The organism is Massilia sp. BSC265 (assembly GCF_000740675.1).
Classification (GTDB): domain Bacteria; phylum Pseudomonadota; class Gammaproteobacteria; order Burkholderiales; family Burkholderiaceae_D; genus Telluria.
The window spans coordinates 1-17,175 of record NZ_JPXI01000040.1; the positions used below are offsets into that span (position 1 = coordinate 1).

Here is a 17,175-nt window from a genome sequence, read left to right on the forward strand (position 1 = left end):
GCAACTGAACTGCCCCCCAAAAGTTGGACACAACTTTGGGGGTTTTTCTATGGCGAAGTACGACGAGCAGTTCAAGCTCGCGGTTGTTCAAGAGTATCTGTCGGACGGATCAGCTGGCTACCATGCGATGGCGAAGCGGCACGGGCTTTCGAGTCATGCCATGCTGCAAAGATGGGTCATGGCCTATCGGCTGCATGGGAGCGCGGGGCTCAGCAAGAAGTCCAGCACATACAGTGCCGAGTTCAAATTGTCGGTACTGCGGCACATGTGGGAAAATCAAGCTTCAATGATTCAGACTGCCGCCAGGTTCGACATTCGTCACCACGCAATGGTTGGCATCTGGGAGCGCGCATACCGGGATGGAGGCCTTGAGGCATTGATCCCACGCCCACGTGGACGACCCAAAGCAGTGACAACGCCAGAACCAGCCCCAGCACCAGATAGTGCGCAGGACGATGACAAACTCAGTCGCGAGCAGTTGCTAGCTGAGGTGAAGCAGTTGCGCATGGAGCTTGCTTACACAAAAAAATTGCAAGCCTTAGTTCAAGCCCGGCAGAAGCAAGTGCCGCAGAAAAGGCGCAAGTAGTGCATGAACTAAGGCAGCTGTTTCCATTGGCTTGCCTGCTCAAGCTGGCCAACCTGGCGCGCAGCACTTTCTATTACCAGCACAAATCTCTTCAGGGCGCCGACACGTACGAGCAGCTCAAGGAGCAGATTCGTACGCTCTTCAATTGCCACATGGGACGCTATGGCTACCGGCGCATCACGGCCGGAATACGCCAGTTTGGACAGCAGGTCAATCACAAGACGGTCCAGCGGCTGATGGGCACGCTGGGCTTGAAATCGCTGGTGCGACCGAAGAAGTATCGTTCGTTCAAAGGCGAGGTAGGCCAGGCTGCGCCCAATGAGCTGCGGCGCCGATTCAAGGCAGCAGCCCCTTATCAGAAATGGGTAACCGATGTGACCGAATTTCACGTGGCCGGAGAAAGGTTGTACCTCTCGCCAGTGCTGGATTTATACAACGGCGAAATCGTCGCTTTCGAGACCAGCAAACGCCCTGCCTTCGAACTAGTGGACTCGATGCTCAAGAAAGCACTGGCCAAGCTCGGACCAAGTGATAGGCCACTATTGCACTCCGACCAGGGTTGGCAATACCGGATGCCGGCCTACCAACGCCAGCTGCGTGAACGCCAGCTCGTGCAGAGCATGTCACGCAAGGGCAACTGCCTCGACAACGCGGCCATGGAGAGTTTCTTCGCAGTCCTCAAGTCCGAGTTCTTCTACCTGAACAAGTTTTCCACCGTCGATGAGTTGCGCGATGGCTTGACTGACTACATCCGCTATTACAATCACGACCGCATCAAGCTCAAACTAAAAGGCCTGAGTCCCGTTCAGTACAGGACTCAGGCCTTGGCCGCTTAGCAAACTAACCGTCCAACTTTATGGGGTCAGTTCAGATGCTTGCGGTTTTCTGGAGCAGGGTGGCCTTTGCAGGGGCCGCTCCCTATGCTGCTTAACGGTTGCGGTTGGCGATCTCGTTACCGATCATGCCGCCGCCGATGATGCCGGCCACGGTGGCCAGCTTCTTGCCGTTGCCGCCGCCGATCTGGTTGCCGATCAGGCCGCCGATCACCGCGCCGGTGCCGATGCCGACGTAGTTGGGCTGGGCCGGCGCCGGAGCCGGTGCTTGCTGCGGATAGTAGCGCGGCTCGCTGTAGCGCGGCTCACTCGGCTTCGCGTGCACCACGCGGGTCTTCTCGACCACCTTCACCACCGGTTTCTCGCGGATCACTTCCTTGATCACGACCCGCTCCGGTGCCGGCGCCGGCTGGGCAGCCGGTTGCGCATAGGCGATCGGCTGGGCTGCGGCGACCGGCATGGCCATCTGCGGTGCTGGACCGGCTGCCAGCTGGGTAGCCAGCTGCGGGGTCACCGGGGTGGCCGACAGCGGTGCGGCCATCTGGCCCTGGACCGCGGCGGCCGGCACCATCACGACCTGGCCTTGGGCGGTGGTCATCGGAACAAGGTTCGGCTGTTGAAGCCCCGGCTGCTGCATGGCAGGCTGCACGCCGTAGGGCGCAGCGGCGGCCAGCTGGGCCGACGGGACGTCCGGCGCGCTGTTCGAGTTCGGCAGCAGGCCGGCGATCGCGGCGGCGCCAGTCAGGCTGACAACCACGACCGACACGGCGGCAGCGGCCATCAGGGGATGAATACGCGAGGTGATGACATTCTGGCGGGTGGTTTCCATGTTCTGCTCCGGTAAAGACGTTGTTGTCGTATGGGAGTAGATTACCGGCGAGTCCGGCACAGAACTAGACAGAAGCCTGTATCAATCGTAAAGACTTGTAAGCGAGCCCGAGGGCTCGCTCTATAAGAGAGGGGGGCTCAGGCGGCGGACGTAGCGGCGCGTGCGGTTTCCACCACGGTGCGCAGGGTCTGCAGCAGGTCGGTCGGAGTGTCGAGCAGGTAGTCGGCGCCCCAGGTCGACGGTTCGATGGCGCCGCAGTAGCCCCAGTTGCAGGCCACCGTGACCATGCCGGCCGCGTGCCCGGCTTCGATGTCACGCTTGTCGTCGCCCACGTACCAGCACTGCTCCGGATCCACGCCCAGGCGGCGTGCGCCCTCGAGCAGCGGGGCAGGGTGGGGTTTCGGGAAGCCGGTGGTATCGCCCGACACCACGCAGCCGGCATGCGACAGGCCGATCTGCGGAAGCAGGGGATCGGTGAAGCGCGCCGGCTTGTTGGTGACGATGCCCCAGGCCATGCCGGCCTGTTCGATTCCGTGCAGCAGTTCGCTGACGCCGCCGAACAGCGAGCTGTGCACGGCCATGGTTTCCTGGTAGCGGTCGAACCACTGCATGCGCAGTTCCTCGTAACCCTCGTCGCCCGGCGCCAGGCCGAAGGCGGCGCCGATCATGCCGCGCGCGCCGGCGGACGCGGTGGGGCGCAGCACCGAATACGGGGTCGGCGGCAGGCCGCGTTCGGTACGCAGCCAGTTGACGGCCGCCGCAAGGTCGGGCGCGGTGTCGGCGAGCGTGCCATCGAGGTCGAACAGAATGGCACGCGGTGCGGGCAGGACGGTCGGGAGGGTCATGGGAAAAGTCGGGCGATCGGGCGGGGTCAAATCGCGAGGTTGCATCGCGAGGTTAAACTGATTTACTGCACGCCACCATGTAATTCACGTCGGTGTCGTTGTTGAGCGAGTAAATCCTGGTCAGCGGATTGTAGGTCAGGCCTTTCAGGCCGTCGACCTGCAGGCCGGCCAGGCGTGCGAACTGCGACAGTTCGGCCGGCGTGATGAACTTGGCGTAGTCGTGGGTGCCGCGCGGCAGCATGCGCAGGATGTATTCCGCGCCGATGACGGCGAACAGGTAGGACTTCGGGTTGCGGTTGAGCGTCGAGAAGAACACATGGCCGCCCGGTTTCACCAGGGTGGCCGCGGCCTGCACGATCGAAGCCGGGTCCGGCACGTGCTCGAGCATTTCCATGCAGGTGACCACGTCGAACTGGCCGGGTTCTTCAAGCGCCATTTCTTCGGCGGAGATGTGCTTGTAGCGGACCTCGACGCCCGATTCCAGGCTGTGCAGGTCGGCGACCTTCAAGGCCTTCTTCGACAGGTCGATGCCGGTCACCTTGGCGCCCTTGCGCGCCATGGCTTCGGACAGCACGCCGCCGCCGCAGCCGATGTCGATCACGCGCTTGCCAAGCAGCGGGGCGCGGGCATTGATCCACTCGAGGCGCAGTGGATTGATTTCGTGCAGCGGTCGGAATTCCGACGTCGGGTCCCACCAGCGGTGGGCCAGTTCGCTGAATTTCTGGATTTCTAATGGGTCTGCGTTCGTGTTCATACTCGGGATCATACTGGAAATGACGAAGCTCACGGGGTGCAGCACGGAAAATATGTACGCATACGTCGGTAGGCGGCCGTGTCCTGCTTGTCAAAACGAAAAAAACCCCGCCTGGGCGGGGTTTTAGCATGCAATCCGAAAGGATTACTTGTTGACGGTACGGGTGCCGACGACTTCGATCTCCACGCGGCGGTTCTTCGCGCGGCCAGCCGAGGTCTTGTTGTCGGCTTCAGGCTGCGATTCGCCCTTGCCTTCGGTGTAGATGCGGTTTTCTTCCACGCCCTTGCCCTTCAGGTAGGCCTTGACGGCTTCGGCACGGCGGATCGACAGCTTCTGGTTGTAGGCATCGGTGCCGACCGAGTCGGTGTGGCCGACGGCGATGATGACTTCCAGGTTCATGTCGCTCAGCTTCGAGACCAGATCGTCGAGCGATGCCTTGCCGGCCGGCTTCAGCACGGCCTTGTCGAAGTCGAAGAAGGCGTCAGCCGAATAGGAAACTTTTTCCGAGGTCGGGACCGGAGCCGGAGCTGGAACCGGAGCCGGAGCCGGAGCAGGTGCCGGTGCGGCAACCGGAGGCGGCGGCGGCGCGACGCACTTGCCGTTTTCCAGCTTCTCGGGCGGCACGCACAGCGGCGCGTCGCAGCCGGGGACCGCGTCTGCCGGGGTCCAGTAACCGGTGCGCCAGCACAGGCCGAAAGGATTGCGGGCGATCACGCCGCGGCTGTCCTGCACATAGGCGCTGTACGGGGTGCGCGCCTGGATGTCCGTGGTCAGCGGTGCATACGGCGCATCGCTTTGGGCATACACGTTGCCAGCGATCGCAGCCGAAGCAGCGAGCATGAGGGTTGCCAGTTTATTCATGTTCTTTTTCCTTTCGGGGATAAATGCCTTGCGAAACTCAGCGGGGCGTTATGATCAAGATACTAACACGTCCGGGGAAGGGGCCAGTTTCGCATTGTGAAGCAATCAATTAATTTCCTGTCTATTTTGCCACATGGACCAAAAACGCACGACTGCACCTAAATCAAACCTGATGCATATTTTTATCGATGTTGTTTAGCCGCAACATTTTGGCAAGCGTGCTGCGGCGGCCTCGACAATCGTCGAACTGTCATGGCAGAAAACGGAATTGTGCTGCCGCTAAGTGCCGCATGGTAGAATCGTCTGTTGAAATCTAAAACCATTAGCCTGAAAGCAGTCGACCCGCCCAATGGATCAATTCGCAAAAGAAACAGTCCCCATTTCCCTAGAAGAAGAAATGCGCAAGAGCTACCTCGATTACGCGATGAGCGTGATCGTGGGCCGTGCTCTGCCGGACGTGCGCGACGGCCTCAAGCCGGTGCACCGCCGCGTGCTGTACTCCATGCACGAAAGTAACTACGCGCACAACCGTCCGTACGTGAAATGCGCGCGCGTGGTCGGCGACACGATGGGTAAGTACCACCCGCACGGCGACGCGTCGATCTACGACACGCTGGTGCGCATGGCGCAGGACTTCTCGCTGCGCTATACCCTGGTCGACGGCCAGGGCAACTTCGGCTCGATCGACGGCGACAGCGCCGCGGCAATGCGTTACACCGAGTGCCGCCTGGACCGCATCGCGAGCGAACTGCTGGCCGACATCGACAAGGACACCGTCGACTACCAGCCGAACTACGACGGCAAGGAAAAGGAACCGACCGTCCTGCCGACCAAGATCCCGAACCTGCTCATCAACGGTTCCTCGGGCATCGCGGTGGGCATGGCCACCAATATCCCGCCGCACAACCTGTCGGAAGTCATCAACGGCGCCCAGCACCTGCTGAAGAATCCGGACTGCAGCATCGACGAGCTGATCGAACTGATTCCGGCGCCGGACTTCCCGACCGCCGGCATCATCTACGGCGTCTCGGGCGTGCGCGACGGTTATCGCACCGGCCGCGGCCGCGTGGTGATGCGCGCCAAGACCCACTTCGAGGAATACGGCAAGGACGGCGGCCGCGTCGCGATCATCATCGACGAGCTGCCGTACCAGGTGAACAAGAAGTCGCTGCTCGAGCGCATCGCCGAGAACGTGCGCGACAAGAAGCTGGAAGGCATCAGCGACATCCGCGACGAGTCCGACAAGTCGGGCATGCGCGTGGTCATCGAGCTCAAGCGCGGCGAAGTGCCGGAAGTGGTACTGAACAACCTGTACAAGCAGACCCAGCTGCAGGACACCTTCGGCATGAACATGGTGGCGCTGGTCAATGGCCAGCCGAAGCTGCTGAACCTCAAGCAGATGCTCGAGTGCTTCCTGTCGCACCGCCGCGAAGTGGTCACCCGCCGCACCGTGTTCGAGCTGCGCAAGGCGCGCGAGCGCGGCCACATGCTGGAAGGCCTGGCCGTGGCGCTGGCCAACATCGACGACTTCATCGCGATCATCAAGGCCGCGCCGACGCCGCCGATCGCGAAGGTCGAGCTGATGGGGCGCGCCTGGGATTCGTCCCTGGTGCGCGAGATGCTGAACCGCACCGAAACGGGCGCCGCCGGCGGCATCGAAGCCTTCCGTCCTGAGCACCTGCCGAAGCACTACGGCATGCAGCAGGACGGCCTGTACAAGCTGTCCGACGAGCAGGCCCAGGAAATCCTGCAGATGCGCCTGCAGCGCCTGACCGGCCTGGAGCAGGACAAGATCGTCAACGAGTACAAGGAAGTGATGGCCCACATCGCCGACCTGCTCGACATCCTGGCCCGCCCTGAGCGCGTGACCACGATCATCAGCGACGAGATGGCGCAGATCAAGCTTGATTACACCGAGAACGGCAAGGATGCACGCCGCTCGGTCATCGAGCACAACGCCAGCGACCTCGAGACCGAAGACCTGATCACCCCGCAGGACATGGTGGTCACGCTGTCGCACTCGGGCTACATGAAGGCGCAGCCGATCTCCGAATACCGCGCCCAGAAGCGCGGCGGCCGCGGCAAGCAGGCGGCGGCGACGAAGGACGAGGACTGGATCGACCAGCTGTTCATCGCCAACACCCACGACTACATCCTGTGCTTCTCGAACCGCGGCCGGATGTACTGGCTGAAGGTGTGGGAAGTGCCGCAGGGTTCGCGCAATTCGCGCGGCAAGCCGATCGTCAACATGTTCCCGCTGCAGGACGGCGAGAAGATCACCGTGATCCTGCCGCTGTCGGGCGAGAACCGGACCTTCCCGGAAGACCACTACGTGTTCATGGCGACCTCGCTGGGCACCGTCAAGAAGACCCCGCTGCGCGACTTCAGCAACCCGCGCAAGGCCGGCATCATCGCCGTCGACCTGGACGACGGCGACGTGCTGGTGGGCGCCGCACTCACCGACGGCCAGCACGACGTGATGCTGTTCTCGGACGGCGGCAAGGCGGTGCGCTTCGACGAGAACGACGTGCGTCCGATGGGCCGCACCGCGCGCGGCGTGCGCGGCATGAACCTGGAGGAAGGCCAGCAGGTCATCGCGCTGCTGGTGGCCGAGAACGAGCAGCAGTCGGTGCTCACGGCAACCGAGAACGGCTACGGCAAGCGTACCCCGATCCTTGAATACACCCGCCACGGCCGCGGCACCAAGGGCATGATCGCGATCCAGCAGTCCGAGCGCAATGGCAAGGTAGTGGCTGCAACCCTGGTCGATGCCAACGACGAGATCATGCTGATCACGACGGGCGGCGTGCTGATCCGCACCCGCGTGGCCGAGATCCGCGAGATGGGCCGCGCCACCCAGGGCGTGACCCTGATCGCGGTGGAAGACGGCACCAAGCTGTCCGGCCTGCAGCGCATCGTCGAGACCGACCTCGAAGAGGTCGAACTCGAACAAGCGCCGCAATAAAGCGTCGAGCGGGCCGCCATTGCGCGGCCCGTTTTTTTACTGCCGGGCCCGGACGTGCCGGCCCAGTTTTGGAAGCCCGTGAACCACATGAAGAAGTTTGTCCTCGGCTTGTACGCTGCAGCCGTTTTTGCAGCCCTCCCTTCGTTTGCGCTGGCGGCGCCGGCGGCCGCAGTTGCCCCGACTGCTGACCAGCAGACCACCGCGGCCGTGAAAGCCATGCTCGACGCGATGGAAGTCCGCAAGAACATGCTCGCCATGTACGGCGAAATGCAGAAGGCCATGCCGGCCATCATGCGCCAGCAGGCGGTCGGCCTGATCCAGGCCGATCCCAAGATGAGCGCCGAGCAGAAGAAGGAAGCGGTGGCCCGGGTCGACAGGACCCTGCCGGGCGTGGTGCAGTCGGTCGGCAAGATCTTCAGCGATCCGGCCCTGATCGATGAGATGATCACGGAAATGGTGCCGCTGTACGCGAACAACTACACGGTCGCCGAGATCAAGCAGCTGACCGCCTTCTACCAGAGCCCGGTCGGCCGCAAGATGATGGCGCTGACGCCGAAGCTGTCGACCGAAGCCATGGCCGTCGCCCAGCGCGTGGTCACGCCGCGGCTCGGCAAGCTGTTGAACGATGTGATGCAGGACGTGCAGAAACCCTAAGAACGAAAGGACCGCATGACGAACCAGGTTTTCAATTTCTCGGCCGGTCCGGCCGTACTCCCGAGGGAAGTGCTGCAGCAGGCAGCGAGCGAGATGCTCGACTGGCACGGCAGCGGCATGTCGGTCATGGAGATGAGTCACCGTGGTCCGGAATTCATCTCGATCTATCGGCAGGCGGAAAGCGACCTGCGCGAGCTGCTGGCGGTGCCGCCGAACTACAAGATCCTGTTCATGCAGGGCGGGGGACTGGCGCAGAACGCCATCATTCCGCTCAACATGGTCGGCTGCTGCCCGCAGCCGGCGACGATCGACTTCATCCATACCGGCTCCTGGTCGGGCAAGTCGATCAAGGAAGCCAAGCGCTACGCCCACGTCAACATCGCCGCCTCGAGCGAGGCGAGCGGGTTTACCGGGGTGCCGCCGCAGGACACCTGGAGCCTGACGTCGCATGCGGCCTACCTGCACATCTGCACCAACGAGACCATCGACGGCGTCGAGTACAACTTCGTGCCCGAGTCCAAGCCGAAGGTGCCGATCGTGGCCGACATGTCCTCGCACATCCTGTCGCGCGTCGTCGACGTGTCGAAGTACGGCGTGATCTTCGCCGGCGCCCAGAAGAACATCGGCCCGGCCGGCCTGACTCTGGTGATCGTGCGCGAGGACCTGCTGGACGACGCCCTGCCGATCTGCCCCTCGGCCTTCCACTGGAGGACCGTGGCCGAGCACGACTCCATGTTCAACACGCCGCCGACCTACTCGATCTACATCGCGGGCCTGGTGTTCGCCCACCTCAAGAAGCAGGGTGGCGTCGCGGCGATGGAACAGCGTAATATCGAAAAAGCGCGCCTGCTGTACGAGGCGCTGGACGCCGACGACTTCTACCAGAACCGCGTCGCGCCCGAATACCGCTCGCGCATGAACGTACCGTTCTTCCTGCGCGACGAATCCCTGAACGACAAATTCCTGGCCGGCGCGAAGGCGCGCGGGCTGCTGCAACTGAAGGGCCACAAGTCCGTCGGCGGCATGCGGGCATCGATCTACAACGCGATGCCGCTCGAGGGTGTGCAGGCCCTCGTCGATTATTTGAACGAATTCGCGGGGCGGTAACAGCGACCGCAGTTCGTAGGGTGGGCGGCTTCGCCGCCCACGCGGTGATACGCAACGGCTCCGACATCGTGTCGGATGATCTCGCTGCCAACCATCACCGCGTGGGCGGGGGACCCGCCCACCCTACGGAAAATAAACGAGCATACGAATGACAGACAAACTCACCCCCCTGCGCGAGCAGATCGACGCGATCGATGCGCAAATCCTGGATCTTCTGAGCCGGCGCGGCAAGATCGCCCAGCAGGTCGGCCACGTGAAGGCCGAGACCAACGCCCCGGTGTTCCGTCCCGAACGCGAAGCCCAGGTGCTGCGCGGCGTGGCCGAGCGCAACCCCGGCCCGCTCAAGGACCGCGACGTCCAGACCATCTTCCGCGAAATCATGTCGTCCTGCCGCGCGCTGGAAAAGCGCGTGACGGTCGCCTACCTCGGCCCTTCGGGCACCTTCAGCGAGCAGGCCGTGTACCAGCAGTTCGGCACCGCCATCGAGACGCTGCCCTGCGTGTCGATCGACGAGGTGTTCCGCGCCACCGAGGCCGGTACCGCCGACTTCGGCGTGGTCCCGGTCGAGAACTCGTCCGAGGGCGCGATCAACCGGACCCTCGACCTGATGCTGGCCACCACCACCGTCATCAGCGGCGAGATCTCGATCCCGGTCCACCACAGCCTGATGACGAAAACCGGCAGCATGGACGGCGTGACCGTGGTATGCGCCCATTCGCAGGCGCTGGCCCAGTGCCAGGTGTGGCTCAACCTGCACCATCCCGGCATCGAGCGCCGCGCCGTGGCCTCCAACGCCGAAGCGGCGATCCTGGCCAGCCAGGACCCGACCGTGGCGGCCATTGCCAGCGAGATGGCAGGCGAGCAGTACAGCCTGGGCGTGGTGCAGGCCCACATCCAGGACGACCCGCACAACCGCACCCGCTTCGCCGTGATCGGCAGCCTGGAAACCGGCCCGTCCGGCCGCGACCATACCTCCATCGTGCTGGCCGTGCCGAACAAGGCGGGCGCCGTCTACAACCTGCTGGCGCCGCTGGCCAAGCACGATGTGTCGATGACGCGCTTCGAATCGCGCCCGGCGCGCATCGGCACCTGGGAGTACTACTTCTACGTCGATATCGAGGGCCATGTGCGCGACGCCGCCGTCGCCCGCGCCCTCGACGAGCTGAAGGACAACGCAGCCTTTTTCAAGGTGCTCGGTTCCTACCCGCAAAGTCTTTAATTTTTCATTTTTTCGAGAATCCCATGTCGCAACTCGGTCCAGATTACGTCCGTGCCATCGCGCCCTACCAGGCCGGCAAACCCATCGCTGAAGTCGCCCGCGAGTTCGGCCTCGACGAAGCCAAGATCGTCAAGCTCGCCTCCAACGAGAACCCCTTCGGCGTGCCCGAATCGAGCCGCGCCGCGATGGCGCAGGCTGCCGCCGACCTCGGCCGCTATCCGGACGCCAACGGCTTCGAGCTGAAGGCCGTGCTGTCGAAGCGCTACGACGTGCCGGCCGACTGGATTACCCTGGGCAACGGCAGCAACGACATCCTGGAGATCGCCGCCCACGCCTTCGTGCAGAAGGGCGAGGCAGTGGTGTATGCGCAGTACTCCTTCGCCGTGTACGCGCTGGCCACCCAGGGCGTGGGTGGCCGCGCCATCGTGGTCCCGGCCAGGGATTACGGTCACGACCTGGATGCGATGGCCGCCGCCATCGACGCCGACACCCGCCTGGTCTACGTCGCCAACCCGAACAACCCGACCGGCACCTTCATCCCTGCCGGAGAGATCGAAGCTTTCCTGCAGAAGGTGCCGGCCAACGTGGTCGTGGTGCTGGACGAGGCCTACAACGAATACCTGGCGCCCGAGCACCAGTTCGAATCGAGCGGGTGGGTGCGCAAGTACCCGAACCTGATCGTCTCGCGCACCTTCTCCAAGGCCTACGGCCTGGCCGGCCTGCGCGTGGGCTTCGCCATTGCCCAGCCGGCGGTGACCGACCTGATGAACCGCATCCGCCAGCCCTTCAATGTCAATTCGCTGGCGCAGGCTGCCGCCATCGCCGCGCTGAACGACAAGGAATTTTTGGAGAAGGGCGCCCGGAATAATGCGGAAGGCTACCGGCAGCTGACCGCCGCCTTCGACGAACTCGGCCTGCAGTACGTGCCGTCGTTCGGCAACTTCGTGTTGGTGAAGGTCGGCAGCGATGATCAGGCCGGCGCCCGCGTCAACCTGGCGCTGCTCAAGCAGGGCGTGATCGTGCGCCCGGTCGGCAACTACGGCCTGCACCAGTGGCTGCGCATCTCGATCGGCCTGCCGGAAGAGAACGCCGCGTTCATTGCAGCCCTCAAGAAAGTACTCGGCTGATGATCGAGCGGCTCGTCGTCGTCGGCGTCGGCCTGATCGGCGGTTCCTTCGCGCTGGCGCTCAAGCAGGCCGGCGTCGTGCGTACCGTGGCCGGGCTGGGCCGCGAACCGGCAGCGATGGCGCGCGCGCTCGAACTGGGCATCGTGGACGAGGTCTGCGAGACCCCGGCGCAGGCGATGCGCGGCGCCGACCTGGTGCTGCTGGCGGCGCCGGTCGGGCAGACCGGGGCGATCCTCGCCTCGCTGCTGCCCTGGCTGGAACCGCAGGCCATCGTGACCGATGCCGGCAGCACCAAGTGCGACGTGGTAGCCAGCGCGCGGGCAGTGCTGGGCGAGCGCATCAGGCAGTTCGTGCCCGGCCATCCGATTGCCGGCAGCGAATCCAACGGCCCGGATGCGGCGCGTGCTGAGCTCTACCGGGGCAAGAAGACCGTGCTCACGCCGTTGCCGGAGAACGACGCGCTCGATGTCGAACGCGTGGCAAGCGCGTGGCGCCACTGCGGCTCGCTCATCCATACCCTGAGCGCCGCGGACCACGACCGCGTGTTCGCCGCCGTCAGCCACCTGCCGCACCTGCTGGCCTACGCGCTGGTGGACGACATCGCCGCCAAACCCCACGCCAGCCTGCTGTTCCAATACGCCGCCAGTGGCTTTCGCGACTTCACCCGGATCGCCGGCTCCTCGCCCGAAATGTGGCGCGACATCAGCCTGGCCAACCGTGGCGCCTTGCTCACCGAGCTCGATGCATATCTGGCACAATTGACTTCATTGCGGGCGCTGCTTGCCGCCGCCGACGGACACGGCCTCGAACAGGTATTCGCCAACGCGCAGCGCGCGCGGCGCGAATGGATCGAGGCGATCGAGGCCGGCTCGCCGCCTCCCCCGCAGAACCAGGACATAGAATGACGCAGCCTAAGCCGCATCAAAAACACTACCCGCAGCACATCGACCTCGAACCCGTGATCCACGTCGAGGGCAGCGTGCGCCTGCCGGGCTCCAAGAGCATCTCGAACCGCACGCTGTTGCTGGCCGCGCTGTCCGAGGGTGCGACCACGATCCACGACCTGCTGGCCTCGGACGACACCATGGTGATGCTGGGCGCGCTGCGCTCGCTCGGCATCAGGTGGGACGAAGTGGACGAGCGGACCGTCGTCGTGCACGGCAACGGCGGCGTGCTGCCGACCCACGAGGCCGACCTCTTCATGGGCAATGCCGGCACCGCGATCCGTCCGCTGACGGCCGCGCTGGCCGTGATCGGCGGCGACTACACCCTGCACGGGGTGTCGCGCATGCACGAGCGTCCGATCGGTGACCTGGTCGATGCCCTGAACGCGGTCGGCGCCCAGATCGAATACACGGGCGAACCAGGCTTCCCGCCGCTGCGCATCCGCCGCGGCCACATTCACGCCAGCCGCATGTCGGTGCGCGGCAACGTGTCGAGCCAGTTCCTGACCGCGCTCCTGATGGCGGCGCCCCTGATGGCGACCACCCACGCGGTGTCGATCGACGTGGTCGGCGAGCTGATCTCAAAGCCCTACATCGAGATCACCCTGAACCTGATGCGCCGCTTCGGCGTGACGGTCGAGCAGAACGGCTGGGCCTCGTTCACCGTGCACCCGGGCCAGCGCTACCGCTCGCCGGGCAGCATCCACGTCGAGGGCGATGCCTCGTCGGCGTCCTATTTCCTGGCCGCCGGCGCGATCGCGGGCGGGCCGGTGCGTGTGGAAGGCGTGGGCGAGCACAGCATCCAGGGCGACGTGCGCTTCGCCGACGCGCTCGAGCGCATGGGCGCGTCAATCACGCGGGGCGAGAACTGGATCGAAGCCCGGTCGAACGGCGTCTTGAGGGCCATCGATGCCGACTTCAACCACATCCCGGACGCCGCCATGACCATCGCCGTGGCCGCGCTGTACGCCGACGGTCCGAGCACGCTGCGCAACATCGCCAGCTGGCGCGTGAAGGAAACCGACCGCCTGGCGGCGATGGCGACCGAGTTGCGCAAGGTGGGCGCCGAGGTGGAGGAGGGGCCGGACTACATCCGCATCACCCCGCCGGAACAGCTCAAGCCCGCCACCATCGATACCTACGACGACCACCGGATGGCGATGTGCTTCTCGCTGGCCTCGCTCGACGGCAAGGCGCGGCGCGGGAACGCCATGCGCATCAACGATCCGAAATGCGTGGCCAAGACCTTCCCGGAATATTTCGAGGCCTTCGCCGGCATCGCCCGTAACGAACTGTTTTGAACACAAGGCCGCAGGGGAACGTAAAATAGTCGACTGGACTGTTTTACCTCTGCGACCCACCACATGCCAAATAATCCCATTCCCGTCATCGCCATCGACGGCCCGACCGCCTCCGGCAAGGGCACCGTTGCCGCCAAGGTTGCCGAGCGCCTGGGCTTCCACCTGCTCGACTCGGGCGCCCTGTACCGCCTGACGGCGCTGCAGGCCCTGCGCCGCGGCGTCGAGTTGCGCGACGAGCACGGCATTGCCAAGCTGGCCGAACACCTGCCGGCGCGTTTCGTGGGCGGCGACATCTTCCTGAACAATGAGAATGTGACGCAGGCGATCAGGGCGGAAGAAGTTGGCAACATGGCATCGAAGATCGCCGCGCTGCCCACCGTGCGCCAGGCGCTCTACGGGCTGCAGTTGGGCTTTCGCGAAACCCCCGGCCTGGTGGCCGACGGGCGCGACATGGGCACAGTGATCTTTCCAGGGGCGAAATTAAAGGTTTTCTTGACTGCAAGCGTGGAAGCGCGTGCAGAACGTCGGTATAAGCAATTGATTGACAAAGGATTTTCTGCTAATATGGACGATCTGCTGAAGGATTTGAAGGAGCGGGACGAGCGCGACACCAAGCGCGCCATCGCTCCCCTGGTCCCGGCGCAGGATGCGCACCTGCTGGATACCTCGAACATGTCGGCTGCGGAAGCGGTCGAACAGGTGTTGGCCTGGTATGCGCATGTTTGATGTTGTCGTGTTTTGAATCGTCTTCGTTGCCAACGGCAGCGAGGACTTTCCGCGCAGGCGGATCCAGGTTCTGTGCATCATCGTCGGCTTGAGTCATCGCCAGATGGCTGCGCTGCGAAACCTGGTTCTGCCTTCGTGGTGGGTCTATGACCCGTGTAGGTGCCTGTAGCGGTAATCCTGCCGTCACAGGTGTGTTTCAACCTAACCCCAGTTCAGTCCGCACCATCGCCGGCCTGCTGGGCTAACTCGAGTAATAACCTTTATGTCTACTGCAACCAATCAAGATACCGGCATGGAAAGCTTCGCCGCCCTGTTCGAAGAATCGCTGTCGCGTCAGGACATGCGTTCGGGCGAAGTCATCTCGGCTGAAGTCGTGCGCCTGGATCACAACTTCGTGATCGTCAACGCCGGCCTGAAGTCGGAAGCCTTCATTCCGGTCGAAGAATTCAAGAATGACCAGGGCGAGCTGGAAGTCCAGATCGGCGACTTCGTCTCCGTGGCCATCGAATCGCTGGAAAACGGTTTCGGCGATACCATCCTGTCGCGCGACAAGGCCAAGCGCCTGGCATCGTGGCTGGCTCTGGAAAAAGCAATGGAATCGGGCGAGATCGTCACCGGTACCGTCAACGGTAAAGTCAAGGGCGGCCTGACCGTCCTGACCAACGGCATCCGCGCATTCCTGCCGGGTTCGCTGGTCGATACCCGTCCGGTCAAGGACACCACCCCGTTCGAAGGCAAGACCCTGGAATTCAAGGTCATCAAGCTGGACCGCAAGCGTAACAACGTCGTCCTGTCGCGTCGCGCCGTCATCGAAGCATCGATGGGCGAAGAGCGCGCGAAGCTGATGGAAACCCTGAAAGAAGGCACCGTGGTCACCGGCGTCGTCAAGAACATCACCGACTACGGTGCGTTCGTCGACCTGGGCGGCATCGACGGCCTGCTGCACATCACCGACCTGGCATGGCGTCGCGTGCGTCACCCGTCGGAAGTGCTGTCGGTTGGCCAGGAAATCACCGCCAAGGTCCTCAAGTACGACCAGGAAAAGAACCGCGTCTCGCTGGGTGTCAAGCAGCTGGGCGACGATCCGTGGACCGGTCTGTCGCGTCGCTACCCGCAGGGCACCCGTCTGTTCGGCAAGGTCACCAACCTGACCGACTACGGCGCGTTCGTGGAAGTCGAGCAGGGCATCGAAGGCCTGGTGCACGTGTCGGAAATGGACTGGACCAACAAGAACGTGGCTCCGAACAAGGTTGTCCAGCTGGGCGACGAAGTCGAAGTCATGGTTCTGGAAATCGACGAAGAGCGTCGTCGTATCTCGCTGGGCATGAAGCAGTGCAAGGCGAATCCGTGGGACGACTTCGGCATGACCCACAAGAAGGGCGACAAGGTCAAGGGTTCGATCAAGTCGATCACCGACTTCGGCGTGTTCATCGGCCTGCCGGGCAACATCGACGGCCTGGTGCACCTGTCGGACCTGTCGTGGACCGAGCCGGGCGAAGAAGCCGTGCGCCGCTTCAAGAAGGGCGACGAGCTGGAAGCCGTCGTTCTGGCGATCGACGTCGAGCGCGAGCGTGTCTCGCTGGGCGTCAAGCAGCTGGAAGGCGACCCGTTCAACACCTTCTCGTCGCTGAACGACAAGGGTTCGCTGGTCACCGGCACCGTGAAATCGGTTGAGCCGAAAGGCGCCGTGATCGCCCTGACCGAAGAAGTCGAAGGCTACCTGCGCGCTTCGGAAATCTCGCGTGACCGCGTGGAAGACGCCGGCACCCACCTGAAAGTGGGCGACAAGGTCGAAGCCCTGGTCATCAACATCGATCGCAAGGCTCGCAGCATCCAGCTGTCGATCAAGGCGAAAGACAGCGCTGACACCCAGGAAGCAATGAGCAAGCTGGCTTCGGACAACAGCGCAGCATCGGGCACCACCAGCCTGGGCGCACTGCTGAAGGCCAAGTTCGACAACAAAGGTTAATCCCTTTTTGAGGCGACCAGATGACCAAGTCCGAGCTGATCAACCGCCTGGCTGAGCGCTATTCCCAGCTGGTGGCGAAAGATGCCGAGTTTGCCGTCAAGACCATCCTCGATGCGATGAGCAACGCCCTGGCGACCGGGCAGCGCATCGAGATCCGTGGTTTCGGCAGTTTTGCACTGAACAGCCGGCCGCCTCGCATCGGCCGCAACCCAAAGTCCGGCGACAAGGTGATGGTGCCCGAAAAACGGGTGCCCCACTTCAAACCGGGCAAGCAGTTGCGCGAGCGGGTGGACGCGATGGTCGGGCAACCGATCATTGAAGACTGAAGTCGTCTGCTAGCTGCAGACAAGAACGGCGTCCCTTCGGGGATGCCGTTTTTTTTCGCCGGTCTTTCATCGGTGCAAGGTCAGCGCCACCTCGGCTTTTGAAATATCATGTTGGATATGCGACACTTC

The 17,175-nt window shown here is 63.5% G+C and carries 15 protein-coding genes; 11 read left to right on the top strand and 4 right to left on the bottom strand.

Annotated features, from left to right (window positions below; genetic code table 11):
• The first annotated feature begins 49 nt into the window (after positions 1-49).
• A protein-coding gene (locus MA09_RS24300; RefSeq protein WP_152594738.1) for an IS3 family transposase occupies positions 50-1,422 on the top strand; the annotation gives its coding sequence in 2 pieces (ribosomal slippage) (positions 50-521 and positions 521-1,422; 1,374 coding nt in all).
• Between the two features lie 91 nt (positions 1,423-1,513).
• On the opposite strand, the gene MA09_RS20265 is transcribed toward MA09_RS24300, so the two are convergent.
• The 4 genes from MA09_RS20265 to ompA form a co-directional block, all read right to left on the bottom strand.
• Positions 1,514-2,248, bottom strand: a complete 735-nt coding sequence (locus MA09_RS20265; RefSeq protein ID WP_036252565.1) for a glycine zipper 2TM domain-containing protein — start codon at positions 2,246-2,248, stop codon at positions 1,514-1,516.
• 137 nt (positions 2,249-2,385) lie between these two features.
• Positions 2,386-3,093, bottom strand: a complete 708-nt coding sequence (locus tag MA09_RS20270; RefSeq protein WP_036252566.1) for an HAD family hydrolase — start codon at positions 3,091-3,093, stop codon at positions 2,386-2,388.
• A 52-nt stretch (positions 3,094-3,145) separates the two neighbouring features.
• On the bottom strand, positions 3,146-3,847 hold the full coding sequence (gene ubiG / locus MA09_RS20275; RefSeq protein ID WP_036252577.1) for a bifunctional 2-polyprenyl-6-hydroxyphenol methylase/3-demethylubiquinol 3-O-methyltransferase UbiG: 702 nt from the start codon (positions 3,845-3,847) through the stop codon (positions 3,146-3,148).
• A 144-nt stretch (positions 3,848-3,991) separates the two neighbouring features.
• Positions 3,992-4,708, bottom strand: coding sequence for an outer membrane protein OmpA (gene ompA / locus MA09_RS20280; protein ID WP_036252579.1), 717 nt, complete (start codon positions 4,706-4,708; stop codon positions 3,992-3,994).
• Between the two features lie 349 nt (positions 4,709-5,057).
• Here ompA and gyrA point away from each other — a divergent pair, with 349 nt between their 5' ends.
• From gyrA to MA09_RS20330, 10 genes are all read left to right on the top strand, one after another.
• Positions 5,058-7,673, top strand: coding sequence for a DNA gyrase subunit A (gene gyrA, locus MA09_RS20285; protein WP_036252581.1), 2,616 nt, complete (start codon positions 5,058-5,060; stop codon positions 7,671-7,673).
• A gap of 87 nt (positions 7,674-7,760) precedes the next feature.
• Positions 7,761-8,327 carry a DUF2059 domain-containing protein gene (locus MA09_RS20290; RefSeq protein ID WP_036252583.1) on the top strand — a complete coding sequence of 189 codons (567 nt, stop codon included), beginning with the start codon at positions 7,761-7,763 and terminating at the stop codon, positions 8,325-8,327.
• 15 nt (positions 8,328-8,342) lie between these two features.
• Positions 8,343-9,434: a 3-phosphoserine/phosphohydroxythreonine transaminase gene (serC, locus tag MA09_RS20295; protein WP_036252585.1), complete on the top strand. Its 1,092-nt coding sequence runs from the start codon at positions 8,343-8,345 to the stop codon at positions 9,432-9,434.
• 148 nt (positions 9,435-9,582) lie between these two features.
• Entirely contained in the window at positions 9,583-10,653 is a 1,071-nt protein-coding gene (pheA, locus tag MA09_RS20300) for a prephenate dehydratase (protein WP_036252587.1), read from the top strand.
• A gap of 23 nt (positions 10,654-10,676) precedes the next feature.
• Positions 10,677-11,780: a histidinol-phosphate transaminase gene (gene hisC, locus MA09_RS20305; protein WP_036252589.1), complete on the top strand. Its 1,104-nt coding sequence runs from the start codon at positions 10,677-10,679 to the stop codon at positions 11,778-11,780.
• Positions 11,780-12,685 (top strand): prephenate dehydrogenase/arogenate dehydrogenase family protein, encoded by a 906-nt coding sequence (locus MA09_RS20310; RefSeq protein ID WP_036252591.1) that lies wholly within the window; start codon positions 11,780-11,782, stop codon positions 12,683-12,685. Before hisC ends, MA09_RS20310 begins: the two co-directional genes overlap by 1 nt.
• Positions 12,682-14,025: a 3-phosphoshikimate 1-carboxyvinyltransferase gene (gene aroA, locus MA09_RS20315; protein WP_036252592.1), complete on the top strand. Its 1,344-nt coding sequence runs from the start codon at positions 12,682-12,684 to the stop codon at positions 14,023-14,025. The genes MA09_RS20310 and aroA overlap by 4 nt, the downstream gene beginning before the upstream one ends.
• A 63-nt stretch (positions 14,026-14,088) precedes the next feature.
• On the top strand, positions 14,089-14,751 hold the full coding sequence (gene cmk, locus MA09_RS20320; RefSeq protein WP_036252594.1) for a (d)CMP kinase: 663 nt from the start codon (positions 14,089-14,091) through the stop codon (positions 14,749-14,751).
• A 262-nt stretch (positions 14,752-15,013) separates the two neighbouring features.
• Positions 15,014-16,720, top strand: coding sequence for a 30S ribosomal protein S1 (gene rpsA, locus MA09_RS20325; RefSeq protein ID WP_081897724.1), 1,707 nt, complete (start codon positions 15,014-15,016; stop codon positions 16,718-16,720).
• Between the two features lie 20 nt (positions 16,721-16,740).
• A complete protein-coding gene (locus MA09_RS20330; RefSeq protein WP_036252597.1) occupies positions 16,741-17,046 on the top strand; it encodes an integration host factor subunit beta in 306 nt (101 codons plus the stop codon).
• Positions 17,047-17,175: the final 129 nt, after the last annotated feature.

What these genes read in the sequence shown, in the direction of transcription:
- hisC (WP_036252589.1), top strand. Translation starts at nt 10,677, where the DNA reads ATGTCGCAACTCGGTCCAGATTACGTCCGTGCCATCGCGCCCTACCAG.
- MA09_RS20330 (WP_036252597.1), top strand. Translation starts at nt 16,741, where the DNA reads ATGACCAAGTCCGAGCTGATCAACCGCCTGGCTGAGCGCTATTCCCAG.
- aroA (WP_036252592.1), top strand. Translation starts at nt 12,682, where the DNA reads ATGACGCAGCCTAAGCCGCATCAAAAACACTACCCGCAGCACATCGAC.
- serC (WP_036252585.1), top strand. Translation starts at nt 8,343, where the DNA reads ATGACGAACCAGGTTTTCAATTTCTCGGCCGGTCCGGCCGTACTCCCG.
- MA09_RS20290 (WP_036252583.1), top strand. Translation starts at nt 7,761, where the DNA reads ATGAAGAAGTTTGTCCTCGGCTTGTACGCTGCAGCCGTTTTTGCAGCC.
- MA09_RS20310 (WP_036252591.1), top strand. Translation starts at nt 11,780, where the DNA reads ATGATCGAGCGGCTCGTCGTCGTCGGCGTCGGCCTGATCGGCGGTTCC.
- ompA (WP_036252579.1), bottom strand. Translation starts at nt 4,708, where the DNA reads ATGAATAAACTGGCAACCCTCATGCTCGCTGCTTCGGCTGCGATCGCT.
- cmk (WP_036252594.1), top strand. Translation starts at nt 14,089, where the DNA reads ATGCCAAATAATCCCATTCCCGTCATCGCCATCGACGGCCCGACCGCC.
- pheA (WP_036252587.1), top strand. Translation starts at nt 9,583, where the DNA reads ATGACAGACAAACTCACCCCCCTGCGCGAGCAGATCGACGCGATCGAT.
- MA09_RS20265 (WP_036252565.1), bottom strand. Translation starts at nt 2,248, where the DNA reads ATGGAAACCACCCGCCAGAATGTCATCACCTCGCGTATTCATCCCCTG.
- MA09_RS20270 (WP_036252566.1), bottom strand. Translation starts at nt 3,093, where the DNA reads ATGACCCTCCCGACCGTCCTGCCCGCACCGCGTGCCATTCTGTTCGAC.
- ubiG (WP_036252577.1), bottom strand. Translation starts at nt 3,847, where the DNA reads ATGAACACGAACGCAGACCCATTAGAAATCCAGAAATTCAGCGAACTG.
- gyrA (WP_036252581.1), top strand. Translation starts at nt 5,058, where the DNA reads ATGGATCAATTCGCAAAAGAAACAGTCCCCATTTCCCTAGAAGAAGAA.
- rpsA (WP_081897724.1), top strand. Translation starts at nt 15,014, where the DNA reads ATGTCTACTGCAACCAATCAAGATACCGGCATGGAAAGCTTCGCCGCC.